We start from the raw sequence: 22,292 nt of genomic DNA on the forward strand, positions 1-22,292 counted from the left end.
GGTTGTGCATTGATGGCGGTATTGCTGGTTACGCTCGGGCGGTGAGTCAGGGACAGCGGGGTGGGCGGGCGGTGCAGGGGGCTGAGCGGCGGGCGGCTATTTTGGCGGCGGCTCGGGAGGTTATCGCGGAGCGGGGGTATCGGGGGGTTTCGCTGGGGGCGGTGGCGGAGCGGGTGGGGATTACACAACCGGGGGTGCTGCATTACTTTCCGAGCAAGGAGCACCTGCTGGTGGCGGTGCTGGAGGCTCGGGACCGGTGGGATACGGCGGCGTTCTTGGCCGGCGGGTCGGACGGGTGGCGGCTGTCGCATCTGGAGCAGTTGGTCGAGTACAACGCGACGCGGCCGGGGGTGGTGCAGACGTTCGCGGCGTTGGCCGGGGAGAGCGTGACCGGCGGGCATCCGGCGCGGGAGTATTTCGTCGAGCGGTACGCGCAGGCCAGGGGGCGGCTGGCGGAGCTGTTGCGGGCGGAGTTCGGCGAGCGGTTGGCGGGCGGACGGACGCCAGAGCAGGTGGCGCCGCTGTTGATCGCGGTGCTGGACGGGTTGCAGACGCAGTGGTTGCTCGATCCGGAGGCCGTCGATATGACGGCTTCGTTCCGGGATTTCGTGGCATTGCTCGGGCCGACCGACGGTAGTGCCGACTAGCTGCGGTTGGCCACCTTTATAACGTAAAGGTAACGACGCCTACTATTGATTAGGTGAGTTTCAGCGGTAATCGCGGACGCCCGCTGTCTGCGCTCACCGGTTGTCGCCGACACCCGGCCGAACCTGTCCGTATGACCTTGATAGACAAAGGAGTTCATCATGAGTCCAGCCGACGAGGCCCGCGAGGCGGCGGTGACGGCGGCCATCGGGAAGCTCGACCTGCCGGCCAAGGCCCGATTGCTGCTGGGCCAGGACATGTGGTCGCTGCCCGCGCTGCCGGAGATCGGGTTGCGGTCGCTGGTGATGTCCGACGGGCCGATCGGGGTGCGCGGGGTGCGCTGGACCGCGGACGATCCGTCCATCGCATTGCCGTCGCCGACCGCACTGGCGGCCACCTGGGATCCGGACCTGGCCCGGCGGGCCGGACGGTTGCTCGCGCAGGAGGCCCGGCGCAAGGGCGTGCACGTCCTGCTCGCGCCGACGGTCAACCTGCATCGATCGCCCCTGGGCGGCAGGCATTTCGAGAGTTACTCCGAGGACCCGTACCTGACCGGGCGGATCGGAACCGGCTACGTGAGCGGGGTGCAGGACGGCGGCATCGGCACCACCGTCAAGCATTTCGTCGCCAATGACGCCGAGACCGAACGCTTCACGGTGAACAATGTCGTGTCCGAGCGGGCGCTGCGCGAGCTGTACCTGGCACCGTTCGAGGCGATCGTCCGCGCGGCCGGGCCGTGGGGCGTGATGGCGGCCTACAACCAGGTCAACGGCACGACGATGACCGAGCACGGCGAGCTGCTCAACGGAATACTGCGCGGGGAATGGGGTTTCGACGGCATCGTCGTCTCGGACTGGATGGCGGCCAGGTCGACGGTCGCCGCGATCACCGCCGGGCTGGATGTCGCGATGCCCGGCCCGCGCGGCGTCTACGGGGACGCGCTGGTCGCGGCGGTGCGTAACGGTGCGGTCGACGAGTCCGTGGTGGACGCGGCGGTACGCAATGTGCTGCGGCTCGCGGCGCGCGTCGGACTGCTCGACGGCACGGCGGCCGCGGTGACCACGCCGCCCGCGCACATCGACGGCGTCGCCCTGGCCCGGGAAATCGCTTCGCGCGCTTTTGTTCTGGTGCGCAACGAGCACTCCACCCTCCCCCTCGACGCGAGCCGGACGAAGGTCGCGCTGATCGGTCTGGCCGCCCGTGAGGCCCGTATCCTCGGCGGCGGCTCGGCCACCGTCTTCCCCGAGTCCGTGGTGTCACCGCTGGACGGGCTGACCGCGGCGCTGCCGGACGGCGCGCTGACCTACGCGATCGGCGCCGCCCCGAGCGATGTCCTTGGTGCCGCGGATCGCGGATTCGACTTGCACGCCCGGGTTTTCGACGCGGACGGCGCCCTGCTCGGCGACAGCTCGCTGCCCAACGGCATGGTCAACTGGCTGGGCGAACTGCCGGACGGGATCGACTACGACGCACTGCACTCCGTCGAGGTGTACGGCACCTTCACCCCCGAGGAAACCGGCGCGCATGTGTTCGGCACCAAGGGCGTCGGCGATTTCCGCCTCGTCGTCGATGGCACCGTGCTGTTCGAGGGGGACGAAAGCCTTACCGGCGCAGACCCGTTCGAGGCGTTCTTCGGCACGCCGACCGCACGCGGCACGATCGACCTCACGGCCGGGACGACGGTCGAGGTGACCATGACCCACACGCCGATGAAGTTCGCGGACATGCCGATCCAGGCCGTCCTGTTCACCCTCGCGCACAGCGATCCCCGGCGCGACCCGGACGAACTGATCGCCGAGGCGGTCGAGGCGGCCCGCGCCGCCGACGTAGCGGTGGTCGTCGTCGCCACCACCGAACAGGTCGAGTCCGAGGGCTTCGATCGCACCAGCCTGAAACTTCCCGGCCGCCAGGACGAATTGGCCAGCCGGGTCGCCGCGGCCAATCCGCACACGGTGGTGGTGGTCAACGCCGGCTCACCGGTCGAAATGCCGTGGCGCGATGAGGTTCCCGCAATCCTGCTGAGCTGGTTCCCCGGCCAGCAAGGCGGCGCGGCGCTCGCCGAGGTACTCCTCGGCGACACGGAGCCGGGCGGCCGCCTCCCCACCACCTGGCCCGCCACCCTGGCCGACTGCCCGGTTTCGGCGGTCACCCCTACCGACGGCGAACTCGGCTACCGCGAAGGCCTGTTCATCGGCTACCGCGCATGGGACCGCGCGGGCACCACCCCGGCCTATCCGTTCGGTCACGGATCCGGTTACACCACATGGGATTACGAATCTATCGCCATCGATGACGCGACGGTGACCGTCCGGCTGCGCAACACCGGCGCCCGCCGCGGCGGCGAGGTCGTGCAGGTCTACCTTGCGCCCGTGGCCGATTCGGCACAGCGTCCCGCCCGCTGGCTGGCCGGCTTCACCCGCGTCGAAGCCGATCCCGGCGAGGCGGTCGAGGCCGAGATCCACATCCCGGACCGGGCTTTCGAGATCTGGGACGACGGCGCGTGGCGAAAGGTGCCCGGCGCGTACCGGATCCAGGTGGGCCGTTCGATCGCCGACCAGCGGCTGACGGCCGACTACGAACTGGAGTGAACGACCGCGGCCGTGGATCCGACGGGGATCCACGGCCGCGGGCGAGCTCGACAAAGCCCTCAGCGATTGCTGAGCAGCACCTCGGCGATCTGAATGGTGTTGAGAGCGGCACCCTTTCGCAGGTTGTCGCCGGAGATGAACAGCGCGAGACCACGGCCGTCGGGCACGCCCGGATCCTGCCGGATGCGGCCGACGAGGGAGTCGTCGGCGCCCGCCGCCTGCAGCGGGGTGGGCACGTCGACCAGCTTGACGCCGGGCGCCTTGGCCAGGATCTCCCTGGCCTGCTCGACCGAAAGCGGCTGGTCGAATTCGGCATTCACCGACAGCGAGTGCCCGGTGAACACCGGTACGCGCACGCAGGTGCCGCTGACCAGCAGGTCGGGCAGGCCGAGAATCTTGCGGCTCTCGTTGCGCAGCTTCTGGTCCTCGTCGGTCTCGCCGGAGCCGTCGTCGACCAGCGAACCGGCCAGCGGCAGCACGTTGAACGCGATCGGCGCGACGTACTTGTTCGGTGCGGGGAAGTCGACGGCGCTGCCGTCGTGGGTCAACTTCTCGGCATCGTCGATCACCGCGCGGGCCTGCGTCGCCAGCTCTTCCACGCCGGCCAGGCCGCTACCGGACACCGCCTGGTAGCTGGACACGATGAGGCGGCGCAGGCCTGCGATGTCGTGCAGCGGCTTGAGCACCGGCATCGCGGCCATGGTGGTGCAGTTCGGGTTCGCGATGATGCCCTTGACCAGGTTGCGGGTCTGCTCGGGATTGACCTCGCTCACCACCAGCGGAACGTCGGGGTCCTTGCGGAAAGCGGACGAGTTGTCGATCACCGTGACGCCGGCCGCGGCGAAGCGCGGGGCCTGGATCCGGGACATGGTGGCGCCGGCGGAGAACAGCGCGATGTCCAGACCGGACGGATCGGCCAGTTCGGTGTCCTCCACGACGATCTCGCCGCCGCGCCACGGCAGCGTCTTGCCCGCCGAGCGCGAGGACGCGAAGAACCGCACCTCGTCGGCCGGGAAGTCGCGCTCCTCCAGCAGTTTTCGCATGACGGCGCCGACCTGACCGGTCGCGCCGACCACTCCTACTCGAACACCCATGGCAGTGCCCCTTTCGACCTGATCGGTAGCGCCGCGTGGTTACGCTGCGCTACCGCTTCCGCGCTTGACCCGATCACGTCAGCGTCCTGTTCCGGCGTGCACCACGGCGACCTCGTCGCCGCCGAGATTGAAGGCCCGGTGCAGCACCTGGACGGCCTCGTCCAGCTCGCTGTCGCGGACCAGGACCGAGATCCGGATCTCGGAGGTGGAGATCAGGTCGATGTTCACGCCCGCGTCGGCCAGCGCCTCGCAGAACGTGGCGGTGACGCCGGGGTGGCTCTTCATGCCCGCGCCGACCAGCGAGACCTTGCCGATGTGGTCGTCGTAGAGCACCTGCGAGAAGCCGATCTCGTCCTGCTGCTTGGTCAGCATCTCGACCGCGCGCGCGCCGTCGGTCTTGGGCAGGGTGAAGGTGATGTCGGTCTTGCCGGTATCGATCTTGGAGACGTTCTGCAGCACCATGTCGATATTGATCTCGGCGTCGGCGACCGCGCGGAACACCTTGGCGGCGTAGCCGGGGACGTCGGGCAGCCCGACCACGGTGACCTTGGCCTCGCTGCGATCGTGCGCGACGCCCGTGAGGATTGCTTGCTCCAAGGGGATGTCCTCCATCGATCCGTAAACGTAGGTGCCCGGCTTGTCGGTATAGGACGAGCGGACATGCACGGGCACGTTGTACCGGCGCGCGTATTCGACGCAGCGCAGCATCAGCACCTTCGCGCCGCAGGCCGCGAGCTCCAGCATCTCCTCGTAGGAGACCTGCTCGAGCCGCTGCGCGTCCGGCACGATCCGCGGGTCGGCGGTGAAGACGCCGTCCACGTCGGTGTAGATCTCGCAGACGTCGGCTTCCAGCGCCGCGGCCAGCGCGACCGCGGTGGTGTCGGAGCCGCCCCGGCCGAGCGTGGTGACGTCCTTGCTGTCCTGGCTCACGCCCTGGAAGCCGGCGACCAGCACGATCTGCCCGTCGTCCAGCGCCTGGCGCAGGCGGCCGGGGGTGACGTCGATGATCTTCGCGTTGCCGTGCGCGCCGGTGGTGATCACGCCGGCCTGCGAGCCGGTGAACGAGCGGGCCTCCGCGCCGAGCGAGTGAATGGCCATCGCCACCAGCGCGTTGGAGATGCGCTCACCCGAGGTGAGCAGCATGTCCATTTCCCTGGCCGGCGGCGCGGGCGCCACCTGCTGGGCGAGGTCGAGCAGTTCGTCGGTGGTATCGCCCATGGCCGAGCAGACGACCACCACGTCGTGGCCTGCCTTCTTGGTCTCGACGATCCGTTCAGCGACGCGCCGGATGCGCTCGGCGGTAGCCACCGAGGATCCTCCGTACTTCTGAACAACGAGAGCCACGACAGGGTCCTCCAAGATCGACTACCAGCTGCTAACAGGCACCCAGCGTACCGGCCGTGGTCCAGCGAATTCCGGCTGGCTCCTCAGCCGAGCGCCGCGGCGGAGCTGTCGCGCTGGTCGGACTTGGTCGCGAACTTCGCGAGCAGCCAGTGGTATTTGGTGTTGTGGAAGGCCGCGATCCGCCATTCCCCGTTGCTGCGCACCACGATCGTCGACTGCACCTTCGTGTTGCGGAGGGTGCGCCGTCGCCGGCCCTTGAGCACCGCGCCCCGGCCGTGCACCAGCGCGACGTCCGGGGTGAGGAAGCGGAAGCCGGTGATCTCGCCGTCCAGACGGGTGTTCTTCAGGTACTTCTCGAAGACCGGGACGTGTGACGCGCGGATCGCCGCGCGACCCCTGCTGTGCGTGCCGAACCAGGTGACGTAGTCGGCGTCCTCGGCGAATACCGCGGCGAACGCGGTGGCGTCGCCGTCGCTCCAGGCCTTGGTCTGCCGCTCGAGCAGTGCGTGAATGGCGGCCTCGTCGGCGTGCTGATCGCTGGTCATGGTCCAACCCCTCGTAAAACCTGAGCAGTTCAGTAACTGCATCAGTAAATAGTTGATTTAGTAAGATATTGTCCGAGTGAGACTAAGGTGTCAAGACATGCCGGAGAATGAGTCGAGGCGAGCCGATCTCGGGGCCGAGCTGACCCTTGCCGCCCAGGTCAGCGCGACGGACGCGGTGATGATGCACCAGGCCGTCGCCGACCGCGTCGGCCTGCACGTGACCGACCTGCGCTGCCTGAACATGCTGCGGATCGGCGGCCCGGCCACCGCGGGCGAGCTGGCCGCGACGGCGGGACTGACCACGGGAGCGATCACCAGGATGATCGACCGGCTGCTGAAGGCCGGCTACGTGCGGCGCGAACACGACGAGCGGGACCGCCGCCGGGTGATCATCACCGCCGTCCCGGCGCGGATCGACGAGCTGGCCCCGCACTACGAACTGCTGGCGCAGGAGTTCGGGGCGGTGGCCGCCGAATACACCGTCGAGCAGCTGGAGCTGATCCTCGGGCTGTTCCGCCGGCTGCACGAGACCTCGGCGCGGGTGACCAAGGCCTTGCGCGCGGCCGATGCCGGGTGAATGACGCAGGATGGAGTGATGAAGAGCACGGTATTCGCGGTGACCACGGGACGGACCGAGGTCGTGCAGGACATCACCGGCCAGTGCGCGTCGTTCGTGCGCGAAGCCTCCGGCGGCGGCGACGGGCTGCTCAATGTGTTCGTGCCACACGCGACGGCCGGGGTCGCGGTGCTGGAGCTCGGTGCGCGCAGCGACGACGATCTGCTCGCGGCGCTGCGCGATCTGCTGCCCGCCGATGATCGCTGGCGGCATGCGCACGGGTCGCGCGGGCACGGGCGCTCGCATTTGATGCCCGCGCTGATCGCGCCGTACGCGACGATTCCGGTGATCGGCGGGGCGATGGCGCTGGGCACCTGGCAGTCGGTCGCGCTGGTGGATCTCAATATCGACAATCCGGATCGGCAGGTGCGGTTGTCGTTCCTCGGCTGAGTCAGCCGTCCGCGGGCACGTGCAGGCGGGCGAGTTCGGTGCGGTTGGCGACGCCGAGCTTGGCGTAGACGTGGGCCAGGTGGGTTTTCACGGTGCCGCGACTGATGAACAGGCGCGCGGCGATTTCCGGATTGGACAGGCCGTCGACGGCGAGGTCGACGACGGAGCGCTCCATCGGAGTGAGGCTCGCCCAGCCGGAGTCCGGACGGTTGCGCTTGCCGCGCGCCTTGGTGGCGTAGTCGAGGGCCACGGCGATGCCCATGGATCGGCCGCGGTCGAGGTGGTCGGCCAGATCCTGTTCCGCGACAAGGGAAACCAGCAGGGTGCGGGCTAGCCCCAGCGGTCTGCCTGGCGCCGACCCGGTGTCGGAGCGGGCGCGCTCGGCGGCTCCGAGCAGGACGGCCGCCGAGTCGAGCGTGCCGCGCCGGGCCAGCACCAGGGCGAGCGCCTCGAGACCGGCTACGCACCCGAGCACGAGTTCACGCTCCGCGCGGATGCGCAATGCCTCGTGGTGCAAGCGCAGCGCCTGCTCGATGTCGCTGTCGTGCAACAGGAATGCTTGTTGATCGAGCACGTCGGCAGCTACCGCGGGCAGCGCCTGGATCATCGGCTCACCCACGAGTGTGTCGAGAAGCGCTGCCGCCGAGCCGGATTCGCCGAGCTCGCGGAGCGCCGCGGCAAGCACGACCTGCGTCCACGGCGTGCGCGGTCCGTCGGCGGCGGCGCCGGGTGTGCGACCCTCCCTGCGGCACCAGGCGATGGCCTCCGCCGGGTGTCCCGCCGCCAGCGCGAGCATGCCGTGCACGCGCTCCCAGCCGGGGACGAACGGCGAGGCTTCGCCGTCGAGCAGGCGGTCGATCGGGTCGAGCGCCGCCGTCGCGTCGTCGAAACGCCCCTGGAGCACGCGTATTTCGGCGAGAGCCGCGCGGGCCGAGCCCATGTGGTGGAAGTCGTGCAGCGGTTGCGCGGTGGCGACGGCCTGTTCGGCGAGCTCGGCGGCGCGCGGCAGATCGCCGGACCGAGCGGTCGCGGTGGCGAGCCAGGTCAGGGCGAAGGAGGCGAAGCCGCGGTCGTTGCGCTTGCGCATTCCGGCCAGGGCAAGATCGAGTTGTTCGACGGCGCTGCGGTATTCGTCCCGGAACAGGTGGACCAGGCCGAGCAGCGCCTGGGTCGAGTCGGCGACGAAGCCGTCGTCGGCATGCAGCGCTTCGCGGTGCAACGCCTCTGCGTCGGCGTATGCCCGGTCCAGATCGATGCCGAGTTGTTCGACCGCGCACAGCGACCGGGCCAGCCTGCCGACCGCGTCCGCGCCGAGCTCGGCGGCCAATGCCGCTGCCGCCCTGGCGGATTCGTAGCCGGCGAAGCCGTACACCGCCGTGTCGCACACCAGCGCCAGCCCGGCCAGCACGCGCGCCTGAAGTTCGTCGCGGTTTCCCTGCCCCCGCTCCACGGCCCGCCGCAGCACCCGCACGCCCTCGACACCGCGCGGTTCGAGATACCAGAACCAGGCCATCGCGGCGGCGAGCCTGCGCCCGTCGGACGGATCGTCCCGGCCGAGCCCCCACTCGAGCGCGGCGCGAATGTTGGCCAACTCCACCGTGATACGCGCTCGCCAGGCGTCCTGGTCGGTGTTGCGCAACGGTTCGGCCTGTTCGACCACGGCGAGATACGCCGCGAGGTGCCGATCGCGCAGCGAGTCGGTCTCCTCGGCCTCGGCGAGTCGCAGCAGCGCGTAATCCCGCACCACGCCCAGCATTCGATAGCGCGCCACCGTGCCGGTGGTATCGGCCGTCACCAACGACTTGTCGATCAGCCCGCGCAACGTGCGCACGGCGCGACCGGGCGTCGGGTCCAGGCCGGCCAGCACGTCGGCGGAGCAGCCCGGCTCGAACACCCCGAGCCGCCGGAACAGCACCCGTTCGTCGTCATCGAGCAGCTCATGACTCCAGCGCATCGACTCCGCGAGCGTCCGCTGCCGGAACGGGGCGGTCCGCGCACCGCCGTCGAGCACGGCGAAGGGCTCGTGCAGCGAGTCCGCGAGCTGGGTCAGCGACAACGTACCCGCCCAGCCCGCGGCGAGTTCGAGGGCGAGCGGCAGGCGATCGAGCCGGTCGCAGACCCGGCGGGCGGCGGTGCGCGCCTGCGGCGTCGGCTCCCCCGCATGCGCGCGCTCGAGAAACAGCGTCAACGCGTCCGCCAGCCCGAGCGGGGGCACCCGGCGCACCCGCTCCCCGCCGACCCCGAGCGGCGCGCGACTGGTCGCGAGCACGCCGAGGCGCGGACAGCGTCCGAGCAGTCCGGTGACCAGCGCCGCGACACCGTCGCCGAGCTGCTCGCAATTGTCGAGCACCAGCAGGGTTTCGCGGTCGGCGAGCCCGCGCGCCACGGTCGCGACGGGATCGGCGCCGCCGGGTATCAGCACATCGAGGGCCGCGGCGACGCGCTGCACGACCGCCGTGTCGTCGTGCTCGTCCGCCAGCTCGACCCACCGGACACCGTCCGGCCAGTCCGCGGACACGGTGCGCGCGACCCGGAGCGCGAGCCGCGTCTTGCCACAGCCGCCGGGCCCGACCAGCGTGACGATCCGGCCCGGTCCGACGGCAGCACCGATCGCCTCCAGTTCCTCGGTGCGGCCGATGAACGAGGACAGCTCGGCGGGTAGGGCGTCGGTGGAGTCGGACATCGCGTCAGCAGTCTGACACGCCGGGCCGACCCGAGCGCGGCATATCCGGTCCGGCACCTCGGCCACCTCGGGCACCGGATATCGGCCAGGTGGCAGATGTTCCGCGGCCGCCGCGGCGGAAACATCTCTCTCGACGACGCAGACAGCGTCACCGACCAGAAGGAAACACCATGACGAACACAGGAAACCGCCGGGTCATCGCCAACATCGCGCTCTCGCTGGACGGCCGCACCAACGGTTCGGGCGGCGACTACGACATGAGCTGGATCGTGCCGCACGCGGTGAGCGACACCGCCCGCGACCGGATGGTGCGGATGACCGAGACGGCCACCACCGCACTGCTCGGCCGGAAGAACTATCAGGGTTTCGGCGGCTACTGGCCGACCGTCGCGGCCGACGAGAACGCCGATCCGCGCGATCGCGCCTTCGGCCGGTGGCTCGACGACGTGGAGAAGGTGGTCTTCTCCAGCACGCTGACCGACGCGCCGTGGCAGCACTCCCGGATCGCGGACGCCGGCCCGGTGGCGACGGTCGAGCACCTGCGCGAGCAGGACGGCGGCGACATCGTCGTGCTGGCCAGCGGCAGCGTGATCAAGGCGCTGCTCGCGGCCGACCGGGTCGACCGGATTCTCCTCACCCAGTGCCCCGAGATCGCCGGCGGCGGCGCCCGCCTCTTCGAGGACGGCCTCGCGGCGTCGAGCTGGTCGCTGACCGACCTGTCCAGCACCGAGTCCGGCGCGCTGTACCTGATCTACGACCGGGTCCGCGGCGCATGATCACCCCCAGATTGCGGCGGCCACAGTGAGACTGCGGCCGCCGCCCTGGCCGGAGTCAGGCTCGGGTCAACCAGGTGACCTGGTTGCCGTTGCCGAAGTCCTTGCGTGCGGTCGGGGTGAACAGCGTCGGCTTGAACTCGCCGGCGAAGGCCGGGACGCCCGCGCCGGCGACGACCGGGTAGCTCTTGATCACCAGTTCATCGATCTCGTCGAGCAGGGCGGCCGCCAGCTTTCCGCCGCCGGCCAGCCAGATGTCCAGGCCCGCTTCCTGTTTGAGCTGTCGCACCAGCGCGACCGGGTCCTGCTCGACCAGCTCGACCGCCGGGTCATCGATCCGGCCGAGCGTGCTCGACACCACGTACTCGCGCAGGTGGGCGTACGGGCTGGTCATTCCGATGGCCAGCCCCGGCTCGTAGGTTCCCCGGCCCATCACCAGCGTGTCGAACTTCTGGTTCGGGGCATCCGCCGCGACCCCGAAATGCGGCCGGACGTGGGTGGGCAGCGTCTCCGGGTATTCCCGGCCGAGCCACTCGATGAAGTCCGCGGGCAGCGGATAGAAGGAGATATCGCCGTCCGGGGCGGCGATGTAGCCGTCGAGCGACATACCGACGAAGTAGACGAGTTTTCGCATAGCAGAACCTCTTTCGAAATGGATGATGATCAGGCGCGGGTGAACCAGGTGACCTGCGCGCCGTTGCCGAATTCGCGGCGCTCGGCCGGGGTGAACAGGGTCGGGCGGAACTCGCCGGCGAACGCGGAGATGCCGCCGCCGGCGACCACGGGATAGCTCTTGATGATCATCTCGTCGATCTCGCCGAGCAGCTGAGCGGCGAGGTTGCCGCCGCCGCAGAGCCAGATATCCCCGCCCGCTTCCTTTTTGAGCCGCTGCACCAGGCCGACCGGATCGGCGTCGATCAGCTCGACGGCCGGGTCCTCGATCCGGCCGAGCGTGCTCGACACCACGTACTGCTTCAGGTGCGCGTACGGGCTGGGAAACCCGGCGAACAGGCCCGGCTCATAAGCGCCACGCCCCATGATCACCGTGTCGAAGCGCTTGTTCGGCGCGTCCTGCGCCATCCCGATGTGCGGCCGGAACTCCGTCGGCACGAACTCTGGATACTCCGCGTTGAGCGTGGCGCCCATCGCCTCGTCCACCGGGTAGAAGTCGTATTCGCCGCCCGGACCTGCGATGTATCCGTCGAGGGACACGGCCACGTAGTAGACAAGCTTTCGCATTCCGGTACCACCTAAGCTGTTGTACTCTGTTCGTAGTGATCTGAAGGTAGTACTACAGATGGAGTGGTGTCAAGTGCGAACTAATCCCGAACGCCGGCAAGCGCTGCTCGACGCGGCGATCGAGGTCCTGGCCCGCGAGGGAGCCCGCGGGCTCACCTTCCGCGCGGTAGACAAGGAGGCATCGGTGCCGGCCGGCACCGCGTCGAACTACTTCGCCAACCGCGACGACCTGATGACTCAAGTGGGCAGTCGCTTCTACGAACGACTCGCGCCGAGCGCGGCAACGATGTCCCAGCTGACCGACGGCCCGAAGACCCGCGCGCACATCAGGACGCTGATGCGGGAGGTCGTCGAGCGCATCGAGGCGTTCCGCACCGGCTACCTCGCGCTGCTCGAGCTGCGACTGGAGGCGACCCGGCGACCGGAACTGCGCGCCGTGCTGACCGAACGGGTGCGCGCGGACATGGAGTTCAACGTGCGCAACCACCTCGACGCCGGGCTCCCCGGCGACGAAAAGTCCGTGCAGTTGCTCTATTTGGCATTGAACTGGTTGATCGTGGACCGGCTCACGCTGCCCGGCGTGTTCACCGAGGAACAGGGCCAGGAACTGATCGACGCCGCGGTCGATCGCCTCGTCGGCCCCTGAAAACCACGCGGTCTTCATCGCCGAATCCTTGTGACCCACATCACCGATATTCGATAATGAGTCGATGATGGCGAAAGTCGGAGATCGACTGCTCGTACACGGACACGTTGTGGGGCAGGGCGATCGGCAAGGCGAGATCATCGAAGTTCGCGGGCCCGAAGGCACACCGCCCTACCTCGTGCGATATGCCGACGGGCGGGAGTCGCTGGTGTTTCCCGGCCCGGACGCGATAGTCGAACCCGCCACCTGACCCGCGGACTCGGCGCATATCTTTCCGCGTGGAACTTGTTCACCTACTTCCGATGTCCACTTCTGGACACATAAGGCCATGTCGGCAGCGCCCATGGACTATCGACCTCGACGACGAGGTTGACGGAACAGATAACCGATAGAGAGAATCGGGCGCAGTTGTCCATCGGGGGTCGGAAGGTTTTGCATGCGCACGAGAACCGATATTCGATTCGTCGTCGACGCCGATTCCGCGCAAGTGATGGATGCGCTGGCCGCTGTCGAAATGCTCCCGGAATGGTCACCGGGATATACCGATGCCCGAGTCGCATCACGTGACGAAGCGGGAAGGCCGGTCCGGGTTTTCGTCAAGACCGAACTGCTGGGCAGCTCGGATATGCAGGTGCTGGAATACGATTGGACCGACGGACGGTCGTCGTGGCAGGTCACCGACAGTGCCCGGGGTGCGAAGGGCGGCGGCTGGTTCGAGGTCAGCGAGGCCGCGGCGGGCACCGACGTGTGGTTTCACGCGGAGATCTACCTACCCATCCCGGTGCCGGGGCTACTACTCAAGCGCACCGTGCGCAAGCAGCAGGAGATCGCGGTGCAGAATTTCATCGAGTTCGCCGAGTCGTTTCCCGAAGCGGAAACAATGAAGCCGTATAGCTATAACGAATAACCGTCGGTCGAACGCACGCCCTGAGCGAAATCGGGCGACGCGCACTCCGGCAGGCACGCGCCGACCCGATCGGGGTGCGACGATGTGCGTCATGATCGGTTCCAAACGGGTTCGGCTCACGGCGGTGGCCGAGGGCGAGTCGGTGACGCAGCTAGAGCTGTTCTTCGACCTGGTGCTCGTCTTCGCGTTCACCATGGTCACCGACCTGGCGGCGGAAGAGACCAGCGCGAAGAACATGCTGCGCGCGTTTCTGGTGCTCGCGGTGATGTGGTGGCTGTGGATCGCCTACTCCTGGCTCGGCAATGTGATCCGCGCCGACGAGGGCTTCGCCAGGGTCGCGATGTTCGTCGCGATGGGCGGCGCGTTCCTGGCCGCGCTCACCATCCCGGAGGCCTTCCACGACCTGCCCGGCGGCTGGTTCGGCCCGCTGGTCTTCGCCATCGCGTATCTGGTCGTGCGGCTGGTGCACGTCGTGATGTTCTGGCTGGCCAGCGTCGAGGACGCGCAGTTGCGCGGCCAGGTGCTGCGCTGGTCGATCGGCTCGCTGGCCATCGGCACCACGCTGCTGGTGATCGCCGCGACGACCTCCGGCACGGTGCAGATCGTGCTGTGGATCGGCGCGATCGCCGGGGACTACCTGTGGACCCTGCTGGCCGGTACCGACTGGCGCTTGAATTCGGTGACCCATTTCGCCGAACGCTACGGATTGATCATCATTGTGGCGCTCGGCGAATCGATCGTTTCGATCGGTATCGGCGTGGCCGGGCTGCCTATCTCCTGGCCGATCGCGGTGGGCGCGCTGCTCGGACTCGCGGTATCCGGACTGCTGTGGTGGTCCTATTTCGACGTGGCGGCGCTGTCCATCGAACACGAGCTGAACCACGCGGACGGCGCCAGGCAGATCAAGATCGCGCGCGGCGCCTACACCTTTTGGCATTTCCCGATGATCGTCGGAATCATCGCGCTCTCACTGGGATTGAAGAAGGTTCTCTACTATGTCGGCGACGAGTCACATCACACGTTGAAAGACGCGTTGTACGGAATTCCGTTGTTCGCGTTGTACGGCGGAGTTGTGCTGTATCTGATCGCGCTGGTCGGCGCGAAACACTATGCGACAGGGCAGATCAGCGTGCCGCGGGTGATCGTCATCGTCGCGCTGCTCGCGCTGATCCCGCTGGCCGCCGCACTGCCCGCCTTGGCCTCGCTGGCCATCCTGTGCGCGGTACTGGGCATCCTGATCGTCTGGGAAACAATCCGATTCGCGCAGCCGCGCGAGGAGATCAGGCACGGGGTATCCGACTGAGGTGATGCCGGACGCTGTGCTCGGCCGGCGTCGGCCCGTACGCGGACGGCGGCACCCGGACATCGTGGCGCACCGCGTGCCGGATCTGATCGATGTTCTCCCGCAACACATCCGAGACCAGCTCGTCGGTGCGCGGATCCTCCAGCACCTGGAACAGGATGCGGAAGGTGGTGTCGGCGATCAGCCGGATGATGTCGTCGTGGAACGGGATGTAGCGCACCCGGCCCGCCTGCGGGTCCTTCTTGATCAGCTCCAGGATCATCTCGTCCATCTCGGCGCGGTTCTCCTGGAGCGCCGCGGCGATATTGCGGGTGTAGTGGCCGGTGCGCATCACCGAGGCGACCTCGTCCATCACCGCGATGGTCATCGGCCGCTTGATCGTGTCCACGATGGTCAGGACGAACCGGTTGACCAGCGCGGCGGTGATCCGGTCGCCGAACACGCGGTCGGCGACGCGACCGAGGCGAACCACGATCACCACGATCCGCAGCAGCCGGAAGCCGCGGAAGAACGGGCTGGTCACCGGGATCATGCCGAGGACCTCGTACCAGTAGACGAACGGGAACGTCCACGGCCAGCCCGCGCGGCGCCAGCGCCACAGGAACTCGACCGCGAACACTCCGCATATCGTCCAGTCGACGATCACGATCGCGCGATGGGTGTGCGCGGACACGTCGAAGAACGTGATCCAGACGACCAGCACCACCGACACGATGGCCAGGGCCAGCATGACGAAGTCGGTCCACAGTGCGGGCGGCTTACGCGGGTAATCGCCCTCCGGGAGTTCCTCGCTGACCGGAGTGATGCGCGCAGCTGTCACCTGGATGTCCCTTCAACGCCGAACGGTCGTGCCGACACTAGTCGGCACGACCGCGCTTCGGCTGGACCGCTACTTTCCGGAGCGGATGATGGCCTCGATATTGCGCTCGGCGAGCGCGGCGATGGTCAGCGACGGATTCACCGTGCCCGTGCTGCCCGGGATGGCGGCGCCGTCCATCACGTACAGACCCGGATGCCCGTGCACCCGGCCGTAGCCGTCGGTGGCCCTGCCGAGCACCGCGCCACCCAGCGGGTGCGCGGTGAACAGCGCGTTCGCGTCGTAGCCGAGGGCGCCGTATTCGAGGACGGCGTCGGCTCGTTCGGCGATCCGGTGATCGACCGCGCGGGCCGCGGCGACCATGTCGTCGCGATTGCGTGACGGCCAGGACAGCCCGACCCGGTTGGTGGCCGCGTCGTAGCCGAATCGAGTGCGGGCCGGGTCCAGGACCATGCCGAGCGAGGCGAGCGCGCCCGTCTCGAACGGAATGCCCGGGATGTACCAGCTCTCCAGGCTCAACGGCAGGCCGGAGTCGTCGAAGATCCGGCTCGCGCTCGGCACGCCCTGGCCGAAACCGGCCAGCGCGCTCGCGCCCCGGCCGAGCACCACGTCGCCGTTGGTCCCCCAGCCGTCGCCGATGTGCTCGTTGAGGTTGGGCAGCGCGCCGGTCGCCTGCGCGCGCACCAGCAGCTCCGAGGTGCCGACCGAGCCCGCGCCGAGGAACAGCCGGTCGCAGGTGAGCGTGCGGGTGCCGAGCACCTCGCCGGTCGGCGCCAGCTTCGACACCCGCACCGAGTACCGGCCGCCCGGCTCCTGCGCGATGGACTCCACCTGATGGCCGGGGAAGATCGCGGACTTGCCGGTGCCCTCCGCGTACTTCAGGTAGTTCTGGTTGAGGTCGAACTTGGCGCCGTTGGAGTTGCCGAGGTTGCTGCGCGCGGCGGTGGCCGAGGCCCTGGAGCCGCCGGCCAGCTCGGCACGCAGGATGTCCCAGTTGAAGATCGAATCGTTGGGGGTCGGCTGGTAGCCGGCCTTGCGCACCTGGTCGTCCCAGGCCCTGGAGTGCGCGAACGGCTTGGCCGCGTAGATGTCGCCCGGCATCGAATCGAGGCGCAGCATCTCCCGCACCCGCGGGTAGTAGACGCGGTCCAGCTCGCCGTAGTCGACCGTGCCGCCGAAGAGGTGGTCGAAGAACCGGCGTTCCGGCGCGACCATGGCGCCGGTGAAGATCACCGATCCGCCGCCGACCGCAGCCGCGCGCCACACATCGATGCCCGGGTATTCGGTGCAGTCGAGGACGCCGCCGAAGCTGGCGAAGGTCATCGGCACCTTGCTGACGCCGGTGAAGTTCGTCCGATGCCAGAAGCCGCGGCCGTCCGGCAGGTCGTCGCCGGTGAAGATCTCCCGCCACGGATCGTTGGGCCAGCGCGACCCGCGCTCGAGCACCGTGTTCGCGACCCCGGCCTCGGCCAGGCGCAGCGCGGTGACCGCGGCGCCGAAGCCGGAACCGATCACGATCGCGGGCGAATGCTCGGGCGGGTCGGGCAGCGGCGCGAAGATCTCCGGTACCCACGACTGGAACAGCAGGTTCCACACCGGGTCCGCGGACGCCGGTGCGGCGCCCGGCAGCGTGCCCGCGACAGCACCGAGTAGTGCGGCCGTACCCGCCGCTTTGAAGAAGGCGCGTCTACGCACCCAGCCACCTCCCTCATCACGCATGGCCGAGCGCAGATTACCGGTATTCCGGCTGGCTGAACAGTCGTTGCCGGACCGTCATCCGTTGTCCCCCTTCCATTGTCCCGCCGGATGACAGCGGGCCCGCGCTCGGCGGCGGCAACGGCGGCGTGACGAACAGGCCACGCCATCGCCTTCGGCAGATGGCCGGAAGGGGTCGGCGGCTCACTCCGCGAACGGCGCCCGATCGGCCTTGCAGGTCGCGCCGGGCGCGGGAAGCTGCTGGTCGATGAGGTAGCGCTCCTGCAACCGCCGGGTGCAGTCGACGGTGGTGTCGTGGCCGTAGCCGCCGTCGATCACCACCAGGCGCGCGTTGACCAGCGCCTGCTGCGCCTTGCGGGCCGCGGTCAGCGGCGTGACCGGATCGAAGCGATTGTTGAACAGCAGCGCGGGCACGTCCGAACGCAGGATCCACGGACCGGCGTAGCGCTGCGGGTAGCCGCCCTGCGGCGACGGCCACGAGGCGCACGACTGCCGCAGGTACAGCCAGAAGCCACTGAGCACCGAACCCTCGGCGCCCAATTCCTTCGCCATCGCCGGCCATTGCTCCGGATCGCGCGGAAAGGTGTTGTCCGCGCAAGAGATTGCGATGAACGAGTCGAGGAAGCCGGGCGGCACCGCGTTCGCGTCGAGGACCGCGCGCACGACATCGGGGTTGCCCGCGGCGCCGCGCTCGAGCTCGGCGAGCAGCTGCGCCAGCGCGGGCCAGCCGCGCTCGGGGTCGTACAGCATCAGGGTGTGCGGCGAGACGACGTCGTCGAAGGCGACCGTCCGGGCGCGCTCGCCCTCGCCCACCGTGATCGGCCCCTGCCGCAGCCGGTCCAGCAGAGCGAGGTCGCGGGCGCGCAAATCGTCACCGCCGCTTGGCTTCTGGTCGCTGCGAATCTGGCCGATCGGATCGACGGCGGGCTTGCTCGCGCCCGCGAAGGCACAGCGCGGCTGACCCGCCTGGGCGCACAGCCGGTAGAACTCGGCGAGCACCTCGTCGGTGCCCGCCGCGGCGGCCGCGACCTCGGTGCGGGTGTCGGAGGTGTAGGCGTCCGGATCGATCATCGAGCTCAGGCTCAGCGCGCGCACCCGGTCGCCGAAGATCGCGCCGTACACCTCGCCGAGATAGCTTGCGTACGAACCGCCTTCGTAGGTCAGCCGCTTGTCCCCGACCGCCCGGCGCAGCAGATCCAGGTCGCGCGCGGCGTCGACCGTGGTCAGATGCGGCAGCAGGGCCGCGCTGTTGGCCGCGCAGCCCGCCGACAGATCCCGGCTGAACCGCGCCTGCGCGGCCTCCTGCTCGGCATTGACCGGCGGAATCCAGGTCCCGGCCCAGAACCGTTGCTCCGCTTCGGGATCGGCGAAGCACCGGACCGGGGAGCTGCGCCCGACGCCACGCTGATCGAAGGTGACCACGTCGAAGCGGCGGGCGAGCTCGCCGGGAAACATCTCACCGCCGCTCGCCCAGTGGATGCCGGAGGCGCCCGGGCCACCGGCCGCGCTGAACAGGGTGCCGATGCGGTGCGACTGATCGGTCGCGGGCTGCCGGACCAGCGCGAGCCCGAGCGTCGGGCCGTCCGGGTGCGCGTAGTCGACCGGTACCGCGGCCGTCGCGCATTGCAGCTTGCTCAGGGTCTTCTCCTGGCACGGCGCCCAGTCCAGCCGGGGCGTCGGCGCGGCATCGGCCTGGGCGACCAGGTCGGCCACCGCCTGCTCGTGCTTCTTCGGCGTACCGCAACCACTCGCTACCAACGTCGCCGCCAGCGCACCGACGACGACGATCCTCCACCCACGCATATCGAACATCTTGTGCCGCAACGGCACGGCCGTCGTCCACCACAGGGATGAATTGCACCCTGAGATCTCCGCCACCTCCTAGGACATCAACAGCCGGACCACCGCGATGAGGCCGACCACGACGATGACCGCGCGCAACGCGGTCGGCGGCAGCCGCCTGCCCATCTTCGCACCGAACTGGCCGCCGATGATGGAGCCGAGCGCGATCAACAGCACCGCCCGCCAGTCCACGTCGGCGATCACGATGAAGATCACCGCGGCCACCCCGTTCACGATGGTCGCGAGCACGTTCTTGATGCCGTTGAGCACCTGCATGTCGTCGTGCACGAACACGCCGAGCAGCCCCATCAGCAGCACGCCCTGCGCGGCGCCGAAGTAGCCGCCGTAGATGCCGGTCGCGAAGATCGCCACCAGCAGGATCGGGCCGCCGTGCTTCGGCGCCGGGCCGTCGCCGTTGTCCCGCCTGCCCTTGACCCAGCGCGACAGCCGCGGCTGCACGACGACCAGCACCAGCGCCGCGATGATCAGCACCGGCACGATCGCCTTGAACGCGGTCGCGGGCAGCACCAGCAGCAGGATCGCGCCGGTGATGCCGCCGAGCAGCGACGCGGTGCCGAAGCGCAGCAGCCGTTCGCGTTGCCCGGCCAGTTCCCGGCGATAGCCGTGCACGCCGCTGAGCGAGCCGGGTACCAGGCCGATCGTGTTGGACACGTTCGCGGTCACCGGCGGCAGCCCGAAGGCGAGCAGCACCGGGAAGGTGATCAGGGTGCCCGAACCGACGACGGCGTTGATGCCGCCCGCCCCGATGCCCGCGCCGAAGACCGCGAGCTGTTCCAGCCAAGTCATACGTCGAATCCGTTCCACGTCCCGTCGGACCGCGTCGTCCGTACAAGCGTTTGCTCCGCTCGAACGCTAGCGGCACGGTCCGTCGAACGGTCTACGGGACCGGGGTTCCAAGGTGTATTGCCACACGGTAAACTCGCCGACATCATGCAGCGGGCACTTCTTCTCAGCCGCCGCGACGGGGTCTGATCGGACCGGCTCCCGTCGCGGGGTTTCGCCGCGCCGGTCGACCCACCCTTTGGGAAACACCACACCCTCGGAGTAATCGCCATGTCCCCCGCTGACGCTTTCGTATCCGGCTCGCGCACCATCACGCCGCCGTCCAAGCCCGCCCCGGCCGATCAGGCCCGGTGGAACGCGCAGAAGAACTCCTCGATGCCGACCTTCCGGTACCGCCCGTTCGCCGAGGAGGTCGAGCCGGTCAGCGTGCCCGACCGCACCTGGCCGGACAAGATCATCGATGTCGCGCCCGGCTGGTGCGCGGTCGACCTGCGCGACGGCAACCAGGCGCTGATCGACCCGATGAGCCCGGCCCGCAAGCGCCGCATGTTCGACCTGCTGGTGCGGATGGGTTACAAGGAGATCGAGGTCGGCTTCCCGTCGGCCAGCCAGACCGATTTCGACTTCGTCCGCGAGATCATCGAGGACGGCGCGATCCCCGACGACGTGACCATCCAGGTGCTGACCCAGTGTCGCGCCGAGCTGATCGAGCGCACCTTCGAGGCCTGCGCCGGCGCGCAGAACGTGATCGTGCACTTCTACAACTCCACCTCGATCCTGCAGCGCAAGGTGGTCTTCCGCGCCGATCGCGCGGCGGTCAAGAAGATCGCCACCGACGCAGCGGCGCTGTGCCTGGAGATCGAGAAGCGCTACCCCGACACCAACTGGCGCTATCAATACAGCCCGGAGTCCTACACCGGTACGGAGCTGGAGTACGCCAAGGAGGTCTGCGACGCGGTCTCCGCGATCATCGCGCCGACCCAGGACCGGCCGCTGATCATCAACCTGCCCGCCACCGTCGAGATGGCGACGCCGAACGTCTATGCCGACTCGATCGAGTGGATGAGCCGCAACCTGGCCCGCCGCGACTCGATCGTGCTGTCGCTGCACCCGCACAACGACCGCGGCACCGCGGTGGCCGCCGCCGAGCTGGGCTACCAGGCCGGCGCGGACCGGATCGAGGGCTGCCTGTTCGGCAACGGCGAGCGCACCGGCAACGTCTGCCTGGTCACGCTGGGCATGAACCTGTTCTCCCGCGGCGTCGACCCGCAGATCAACTTCTCCGACATCGACGAGATCCGCCGCACGGTCGAGTACTGCAACCAGCTGGCGGTCGCCGAGCGCCACCCGTACGGCGGCGACCTGGTCTACACCGCGTTCTCCGGCAGCCACCAGGACGCGATCAACAAGGGCCTGGACGCGATGAAGGTCGCGGCCGACGACGCGGACTCCGATGTCGACGACATGATCTGGGCGGTGCCGTATCTGCCGATCGACCCGAAGGACGTCGGGCGCACGTACGAGGCGGTCATCCGGGTGAACTCGCAGTCCGGCAAGGGCGGCGTCGCGTACATCATGAAGACCGATCACGGCCTGGCGCTGCCGCGCCGGTTGCAGATCGAGTTCTCCCAGGCGGTCCAGCGGATCACCGACGGCGAGGGCGGTGAGGTCACGCCGAAGGAGATGTGGGACGTCTTCGCCGCCGAGTACCTGAGCCCGATCCGGCCGCTGGAACGGATCCGGCAGAAGGTCACCGCGTCCGAGACCGACGGCGGCACCGACACCATCTCCGTGGTGGTGAAGGTGGACGGGGTCGAACAGGAGATCACCGGCACCGGCAACGGCCCGCTGGCCGCGTTCATCGACGCGATCGCCACGGTCGGCTTCGACGTACGCGTGCTGGACTACTCCGAGCACGCCATGTCCGCCGGTGACGACGCGCAGGCCGCCGCCTACGTGGAGTGCGCGATCGGCGACAAGGTGGTGTGGGGCGTCGGCATCGCCACCTCCATCACCACCGCGTCATTGCGCGCGGTCGTCTCCGCGGTGAACCGAGCACACTGAGCGCAACCCCGGCGGGGCGCGCGCTGGTCTCCTCGGCCAACCGAGCACGCCGATAGCGCAGGTCGAGTACGGTAGAGCCGGGTGTGGTGGTCGTCGATCGACCGCACACCCGGCTCTCGATCTTGCTGTCGGAGACCAGATATCGGCGGCGTGTCATCCGGGCGCGTCCGCTCCTCATACCGCGACGCGAGCCCGCGAACCCCGTGCTAGCGTTGGTTTCGCACTCAAGCGCCGAGCTCTCTGCTCGTAGTCCCGAGCAGATGGGGGAACTGTGAC

20 protein-coding genes are annotated in these 22,292 nt (G+C 68.8%); 10 read left to right on the forward strand and 10 right to left on the reverse strand.

Annotated features, from left to right (window positions below; translation table 11 throughout):
• Positions 1 to 71 precede the first annotated feature (71 nt).
• Both ACFQ9K_RS34115 and ACFQ9K_RS34120 read left to right on the forward strand, forming a co-directional pair.
• Entirely contained in the window at positions 72 to 647 is a 576-nt protein-coding gene (locus ACFQ9K_RS34115; protein ID WP_378725163.1) for a TetR/AcrR family transcriptional regulator, read from the forward strand.
• A 159-nt stretch (positions 648 to 806) separates the two neighbouring features.
• Positions 807 to 3,233, forward strand: a complete 2,427-nt coding sequence (locus ACFQ9K_RS34120; RefSeq protein WP_378725161.1) for a glycoside hydrolase family 3 protein — start codon at positions 807 to 809, stop codon at positions 3,231 to 3,233.
• 59 nt (positions 3,234 to 3,292) lie between these two features.
• On the opposite strand, the gene ACFQ9K_RS34125 is transcribed toward ACFQ9K_RS34120, so the two are convergent.
• From ACFQ9K_RS34125 to ACFQ9K_RS34135, 3 genes are all read right to left on the reverse strand, one after another.
• The gene (locus ACFQ9K_RS34125) at positions 3,293 to 4,327 is read right to left on the reverse strand and encodes an aspartate-semialdehyde dehydrogenase (protein WP_378725268.1); all 1,035 of its coding nucleotides are present in this window, start codon (positions 4,325 to 4,327) and stop codon (positions 3,293 to 3,295) included.
• A gap of 78 nt (positions 4,328 to 4,405) precedes the next feature.
• On the reverse strand, positions 4,406 to 5,671 hold the full coding sequence (locus ACFQ9K_RS34130) for an aspartate kinase (protein ID WP_378725271.1): 1,266 nt from the start codon (positions 5,669 to 5,671) through the stop codon (positions 4,406 to 4,408).
• A gap of 83 nt (positions 5,672 to 5,754) precedes the next feature.
• Positions 5,755 to 6,216 (reverse strand): SgcJ/EcaC family oxidoreductase, encoded by a 462-nt coding sequence (locus ACFQ9K_RS34135; RefSeq protein ID WP_378725273.1) that lies wholly within the window; start codon positions 6,214 to 6,216, stop codon positions 5,755 to 5,757.
• A gap of 97 nt (positions 6,217 to 6,313) precedes the next feature.
• On the opposite strand from ACFQ9K_RS34135, the gene ACFQ9K_RS34140 reads away from it, so the two are divergent.
• On the forward strand, positions 6,314 to 6,793 hold the full coding sequence (locus tag ACFQ9K_RS34140; protein WP_378725275.1) for a MarR family winged helix-turn-helix transcriptional regulator: 480 nt from the start codon (positions 6,314 to 6,316) through the stop codon (positions 6,791 to 6,793).
• Between the two features lie 18 nt (positions 6,794 to 6,811).
• Positions 6,812 to 7,222, forward strand: a complete 411-nt coding sequence (locus ACFQ9K_RS34145) for a secondary thiamine-phosphate synthase enzyme YjbQ (RefSeq protein ID WP_378725277.1) — start codon at positions 6,812 to 6,814, stop codon at positions 7,220 to 7,222.
• 1 nt (position 7,223) lies between these two features.
• Here ACFQ9K_RS34145 and ACFQ9K_RS34150 read toward each other — a convergent pair whose 3' ends face one another.
• Complete coding sequence (locus ACFQ9K_RS34150; RefSeq protein WP_378725279.1) at positions 7,224 to 9,905, reverse strand: LuxR C-terminal-related transcriptional regulator; 2,682 nt, start codon at positions 9,903 to 9,905, stop codon at positions 7,224 to 7,226.
• A 170-nt stretch (positions 9,906 to 10,075) separates the two neighbouring features.
• Here ACFQ9K_RS34150 and ACFQ9K_RS34155 point away from each other — a divergent pair, with 170 nt between their 5' ends.
• Entirely contained in the window at positions 10,076 to 10,681 is a 606-nt protein-coding gene (locus tag ACFQ9K_RS34155; protein WP_378725281.1) for a dihydrofolate reductase family protein, read from the forward strand.
• 55 nt (positions 10,682 to 10,736) lie between these two features.
• Here the strand turns inward: ACFQ9K_RS34155 and ACFQ9K_RS34160 are convergent, their stop codons facing one another.
• Both ACFQ9K_RS34160 and ACFQ9K_RS34165 read right to left on the reverse strand, forming a co-directional pair.
• Positions 10,737 to 11,312, reverse strand: coding sequence for a dihydrofolate reductase family protein (locus ACFQ9K_RS34160; RefSeq protein WP_378725283.1), 576 nt, complete (start codon positions 11,310 to 11,312; stop codon positions 10,737 to 10,739).
• A gap of 29 nt (positions 11,313 to 11,341) precedes the next feature.
• Positions 11,342 to 11,917 (reverse strand): dihydrofolate reductase family protein, encoded by a 576-nt coding sequence (locus ACFQ9K_RS34165; RefSeq protein ID WP_378725285.1) that lies wholly within the window; start codon positions 11,915 to 11,917, stop codon positions 11,342 to 11,344.
• A 58-nt stretch (positions 11,918 to 11,975) separates the two neighbouring features.
• On the opposite strand from ACFQ9K_RS34165, the gene ACFQ9K_RS34170 reads away from it, so the two are divergent.
• From ACFQ9K_RS34170 to ACFQ9K_RS34185, 4 genes are all read left to right on the forward strand, one after another.
• On the forward strand, positions 11,976 to 12,563 hold the full coding sequence (locus ACFQ9K_RS34170) for a TetR/AcrR family transcriptional regulator (RefSeq protein WP_378725287.1): 588 nt from the start codon (positions 11,976 to 11,978) through the stop codon (positions 12,561 to 12,563).
• Between the two features lie 67 nt (positions 12,564 to 12,630).
• Complete coding sequence (locus tag ACFQ9K_RS34175) at positions 12,631 to 12,813, forward strand: DUF1918 domain-containing protein (RefSeq protein WP_378984063.1); 183 nt, start codon at positions 12,631 to 12,633, stop codon at positions 12,811 to 12,813.
• 186 nt (positions 12,814 to 12,999) lie between these two features.
• Entirely contained in the window at positions 13,000 to 13,470 is a 471-nt protein-coding gene (locus ACFQ9K_RS34180; protein WP_378725291.1) for an SRPBCC family protein, read from the forward strand.
• Positions 13,471 to 13,561: 91 nt separating this feature from the next.
• Positions 13,562 to 14,773 carry a low temperature requirement protein A gene (locus ACFQ9K_RS34185; protein ID WP_378725293.1) on the forward strand — a complete coding sequence of 404 codons (1,212 nt, stop codon included), beginning with the start codon at positions 13,562 to 13,564 and terminating at the stop codon, positions 14,771 to 14,773.
• Here the strand turns inward: ACFQ9K_RS34185 and ACFQ9K_RS34190 are convergent.
• The 4 genes from ACFQ9K_RS34190 to ACFQ9K_RS34205 form a co-directional block, all read right to left on the reverse strand.
• Positions 14,751 to 15,593 carry an ion transporter gene (locus ACFQ9K_RS34190; RefSeq protein ID WP_378725295.1) on the reverse strand — a complete coding sequence of 281 codons (843 nt, stop codon included), beginning with the start codon at positions 15,591 to 15,593 and terminating at the stop codon, positions 14,751 to 14,753. The genes ACFQ9K_RS34185 and ACFQ9K_RS34190 overlap by 23 nt on opposite strands.
• Positions 15,594 to 15,662: 69 nt before the next feature.
• On the reverse strand, positions 15,663 to 17,285 hold the full coding sequence (locus tag ACFQ9K_RS34195; protein ID WP_378719344.1) for a GMC oxidoreductase: 1,623 nt from the start codon (positions 17,283 to 17,285) through the stop codon (positions 15,663 to 15,665).
• 204 nt (positions 17,286 to 17,489) lie between these two features.
• Positions 17,490 to 19,109, reverse strand: coding sequence for an alpha/beta fold hydrolase (locus ACFQ9K_RS34200; RefSeq protein ID WP_378719345.1), 1,620 nt, complete (start codon positions 19,107 to 19,109; stop codon positions 17,490 to 17,492).
• 78 nt (positions 19,110 to 19,187) lie between these two features.
• The gene (locus tag ACFQ9K_RS34205) at positions 19,188 to 19,955 is read right to left on the reverse strand and encodes a sulfite exporter TauE/SafE family protein (protein WP_378719347.1); all 768 of its coding nucleotides are present in this window, start codon (positions 19,953 to 19,955) and stop codon (positions 19,188 to 19,190) included.
• A 267-nt stretch (positions 19,956 to 20,222) separates the two neighbouring features.
• On the opposite strand from ACFQ9K_RS34205, the gene leuA reads away from it, so the two are divergent.
• The gene (gene leuA, locus ACFQ9K_RS34210) at positions 20,223 to 22,016 is read left to right on the forward strand and encodes a 2-isopropylmalate synthase (protein ID WP_378719349.1); all 1,794 of its coding nucleotides are present in this window, start codon (positions 20,223 to 20,225) and stop codon (positions 22,014 to 22,016) included.
• Positions 22,017 to 22,292: the final 276 nt, after the last annotated feature.

The organism is Nocardia sp. NPDC056564 (assembly GCF_042793755.1).
Taxonomy (GTDB): Bacteria; Actinomycetota; Actinomycetes; order Mycobacteriales; family Mycobacteriaceae; genus Nocardia.